The sequence below is a fragment of the Arthrobacter gyeryongensis genome (genome assembly GCF_039543785.1).
GTDB lineage: Bacteria > Actinomycetota > Actinomycetes > Actinomycetales > Micrococcaceae > Arthrobacter > Arthrobacter gyeryongensis.
Map to the genome: position 1 here is coordinate 1 of NZ_BAABKK010000047.1, position 4117 is coordinate 4117.

Here is a 4117-nt window from a genome sequence, read left to right on the forward strand (position 1 = left end):
CCGAGCTGGGGACGAATCTCCCGGCACCTTCCGAGAGGAAGCCACGCGGTGACGTTGCAGGGCTGGGCCGTAACTGCCTCCTGTTCGAGCAAACCCGCGTGTGGGCGTACTCCGCTGTGCGCCGCTACTGGTCCGATGGTCTGCCAGCTTTCCGTCACGCCGTCGAGGATCATTTGACCGTCCTGAACGCACAGCTGGCCGTGCCCCTCGGAGCCGTCGAAGTGGCTGGCATTGCTTCCTCGATTGCCCACTGGACATGGGCCACCATGACGCCTGAGAGCTTCCAGGCAGTCCAGAAAGAACGCGGTACCAAGGGCGCGGCCAAGAGTGCGGAAGTCAGGAGCGCTAGGGCACGTGAACGGGAACAGGCCGTGCTCCAACTCAGGGCTGAAGGCCACCGCTGGCAGGCTATCGCTGACACCCTCGGCATGAGCTTGAGAGCAGCCCAGAGCATCGGACGCCGCGCAGGAAAAACTACTCATTAGCCCATATCAGATAATGACCCTTCCTAGCCCTTGACTCCCGTATGTCATGGCCTGTGCAATACATCTGCCCTGCCACGGTGTGGCCAGTCGTTTCGTACGGGCACAGGCTTTAAAATTGGAGGTAGCGGGTAAGGGAGTGCCCGGGAAGTCCGCCTAACCCGAGGAAACTCCCCATGCCCACGCCTACATACGAGCAACCGCCCGAGTTCGTGACACCCACCTACACGCCTGCTACCCCTGTCGGCTGGCTGTGCTCCAAGTGCGGGTGCGCCACCGTTGACCCGAACGCCCACAACTCGCACCATGTCCGGCTGTTTCAGGCAGGCATCCGATGAACCGCGATGAAGCCCTGGCCGAGTGGGATCGACGCCAGCAGGTCCGGAAGGTCCAGCGGAAACTGGTGAATCTGGATGTGAGGGAAGTGTCCGCCGTGGACTTCCCAGCCCATGGCGTCGAAGGATGGTTGGTGGCAAAGGCCGCTGGCACGCACAGGCATGATCCGGCTTTCGGCTACTTGTCCGAGGCCGAGGAAAAGACCGCCGCCATGCTCTACGGCATCGACTCCGGCACGCTCCGGAAGTCCTCTACTATGACTGTCCCTAACGGTGTGATCGGGCGGAGCGCCTGCGGCTGCATGTACCTGTCCACGCCTGACACGGTGGCGAAGGCCGAGAGTGAATCCGCGTGGGAAAAGTACCGGGGCCAGCAGCCACGCTCGTGGTCGGACACCCTCACGCCTGAGCAGCTGGCCTACCTTAAGGACACTTCGGACGTGGATCTTTCGGGCAGTCTCATTGACCTGAAGCTCACGAAGGACGGCCTGCAATGAGGTGCGCTCACCCGGCTGGTGCTGAAATCCTCCAGCCCGCCGAGATAGTCCAGGCGTTCGGTGAAACGGCCATGGCGTTGATTCCCCTCGCGCCCAATTACGGGAAGCTCCGGAACGATACCAACGTGGACGTGTACCTCCAGCGGCTCAAGTGCGGCCACGCCGTGATGATCAGCCCGACCACGGCCAAGGCTGACGAAGCCCGACGCCTTGAGGAGATGTGGGACAGCCCAGTGAAAACCGACCCTGTAGTGGAGCTAAGGCAGCTGCTCGCGGACGCCCGTGAAGGCAGGAACGTGGATCCCGCGCACGTTGCCGCTCTCCGCGCCCAAATCGAGCTTGAAACCCTCGCTGAGGAAGGCCGCAGGGAACGAGCCGACGCGGAGCGTGCCAAGGCCGAGAAAGAGGCGCAGGAAGCCCTCGTGGTGCCCCTTAAAGCGGAACTGTCCGCAAGCAGGGAAAGAGTCCAGGCGAAGCAGATCGAGGCCGCAAGGGCGATTCTCGAGCTGCTGGAAGCCGTCGATGAGGACATGGCCGTGCAGGACGAGGCCGTCGGCCAGCTGGTGACTGCCGGGATCCCTGACGACGAGGTGCGCCCACCGGCACGCGGCTACGTCCACGTCACGCGCGTGGGTGATCAGGACTTTCCGTTCTTCCCTCGCGTTGAGTGGCTCACAGCCGTCCTGAACGCGATCACCCATGGCCGGTACAGGAACGGTGGACTCACGAGCATTGCCGGGCGCGACCTCCTGAAGGGCGTTCCCTCGCCTATCGCTGGCGGTCCGAACATCGACCCCGCAGACCTCGAATAGAGAAGCTTCCTCCCGGGTTTTCGCATTTCCCCGGGAGGGAAACCCCCGGCATGGGTGAGCCGGGAAACCCCCGGCATGCGCGTTGGCTGTGGCCCCGGGGGAAGCCGAAGCCCCCCGTTTACTTCCTTTCGGGGGGCTTTGTGCTGCCCTGTCGCAAACCATCCTGTGGTGAGAGGTGCCGTGGAACCCCATGGAACCTGTCACGACGGCCCCTGAACCCTGTCAAAACCCAACTTCAAAAGCCGGCCTATCAAAACTATTAACGCCAACGGAATACTGATAAACTGTGATCAAGCGAAAAGCCTTGAAAACAAAGGGGACTTACGGTGGCACTGATCGGTTATTTGAGAGTCAGCACACATGACCAGAACCTAGACCTGCAGAGGGACGCGCTCATGCACGCAGGGGCTGACAGGGTGTTCGTGGACGAAGGCGTGAGTGGTTCCACCATCGAGCGGCAGGGACTGGCTGACGCCCTCGACTACTGCCGCGCCGGTGACACGTTCGCCGTGTGGAGACTCGACCGCTTGGGCAGGAACCTGACACACGTCAGGAACACCATCAACGAGCTACGGGCGCGGGGAGTGCACTTCCGGAGCCTCACGGAAGGACTGACCGACGAGGGGGCCATGGGCAAGATGATGATCGACATCCTCGGTGCCTTCGCGGAGTTCGAAAGGAACGTCATGATCGAGCGCACACAGGCCGGTCTGGCTGCTGCCCGTGCCCGAGGCCACAAGGGCGGCAGGAGAAAGCTTCTGGACGAAGCGAAGGTGGAGGAAATGAGGAAGCTCAAGGCGCAGGGTTTCACCGTCGCCCGACTGGCCGACATGTTCCACGTGTCCGAGCCGTCCGTGTACCGCTACGTGCGCAACTGAGAGGATCGACCCATGAAAACGACCGAAGACATCGTGGACTTCTGCCAGCAGCGCATTGCCCTGATTGACGAAGGTATCCGCAAGCACGGCCCCACGCCTTCCGACGCCCCAGCCCGCGCTGCTCTGGTGAGCGTCCTAGAGTTCGCTGGGTATCCCGTGCTGAGCGAGTAGACCCACACGCGTTTTATATGGTGTCTAAAAAATCCCACTAATCAGTGGCTCTACTAGTCCCCAGACTTACTCTGCACCATGTCCGTAGTGCGACTTAGCCGCACTTGAAGTGTTGGCACTTGTCTATGGGAAACCTGTTTGCTTATGGGAGTTGACTTAAATTTTCACAGTTGAAGTGTGGAAAATTTTTACTTGAAAAATTTTCGCCCTACCTCCGTAGCGTGTAAATCTGTATATGCTGTTAGCGACCGCACAGTTCTATAGAGATCCCTAGAGTCCCTTACAGTTCCCTAAAGTTCCCTAGAGTCCAGTGTGTGGTTAAAGAAGTAGTGGCCCAGCGCCAACTGGACCACTACCGATGGAGGGCTAGCTAAAACCAGTCCTTCAGCAATCGTGCAAGATTGACTAGAGCCGCGAAGCCGCTTATACAGAGTCCGACAGACCGTAAGCGTCTCGCGGCTTCTTGCGTTCCCGCAGAAGCCTTATTGACGTGCTTTCCCATAGCGCCACCACCTCCTTCCGGGGATAGGGCCGCTCGTTGCTACACGGCAGCTGTCCCTAGTCTCGAGGTGAGACAAAAACAACCCTACTTGCGCTATGCGCAGTTCCTTGCAAAACCCCGGGCGATTCCGGCCGGTTTTTGTGGGCGATGGACACTGGGCACGCGGAAACTCCCGGAAACTCGCGGGCGGAAGCTCATCCGCGAAGTTGTCCACCACTTGGCAGACATCGTGGCAAGGTGGTCCACCTGTTATGAGGTCGTCCACGTTCTCCGTGATGACCCGTCCCCCTCGCGCGCACGCGCGCGCGATCGCGTAGACGGAAACAAAAGAAACAAAATGAGGGCCGCGCGGGAAGGGTCAGCGAGCCTCCAGGGGGCACGCCACGGCCCCTGTAGCTTGGGTGCCATGAAGTCATTCAGCGTGTTCCTGAAGCTTGCCG

Annotated in this window: 6 protein-coding genes; all 6 read left to right on the top strand. The window is 60.6% G+C overall.

What is annotated here, in order from left to right; genetic code table 11:
- A partial coding sequence (locus ABEA18_RS24105) for a primase C-terminal domain-containing protein (RefSeq protein WP_345453842.1) occupies nt 1-485 on the top strand: 485 nt, incomplete at its 5' end.
- 173 nt (nt 486-658) lie between these two features.
- Complete coding sequence (locus ABEA18_RS24110) at nt 659-820, top strand: hypothetical protein (protein ID WP_345453845.1); 162 nt, start codon at nt 659-661, stop codon at nt 818-820.
- Complete coding sequence (locus ABEA18_RS24115; protein WP_345453848.1) at nt 817-1314, top strand: hypothetical protein; 498 nt, start codon at nt 817-819, stop codon at nt 1312-1314. The genes ABEA18_RS24110 and ABEA18_RS24115 overlap by 4 nt, the downstream gene beginning before the upstream one ends.
- Nucleotides 1311-2126, top strand: a complete 816-nt coding sequence (locus ABEA18_RS24120; RefSeq protein WP_345453851.1) for a hypothetical protein — start codon at nt 1311-1313, stop codon at nt 2124-2126. Before ABEA18_RS24115 ends, ABEA18_RS24120 begins: the two co-directional genes overlap by 4 nt.
- Nucleotides 2127-2452: 326 nt before the next feature.
- Entirely contained in the window at nt 2453-3004 is a 552-nt protein-coding gene (locus ABEA18_RS24125) for a recombinase family protein (protein WP_345453855.1), read from the top strand.
- Between the two features lie 12 nt (nt 3005-3016).
- On the top strand, nt 3017-3175 hold the full coding sequence (locus ABEA18_RS24130; RefSeq protein WP_345453857.1) for a hypothetical protein: 159 nt from the start codon (nt 3017-3019) through the stop codon (nt 3173-3175).
- Nucleotides 3176-4117: the final 942 nt, after the last annotated feature.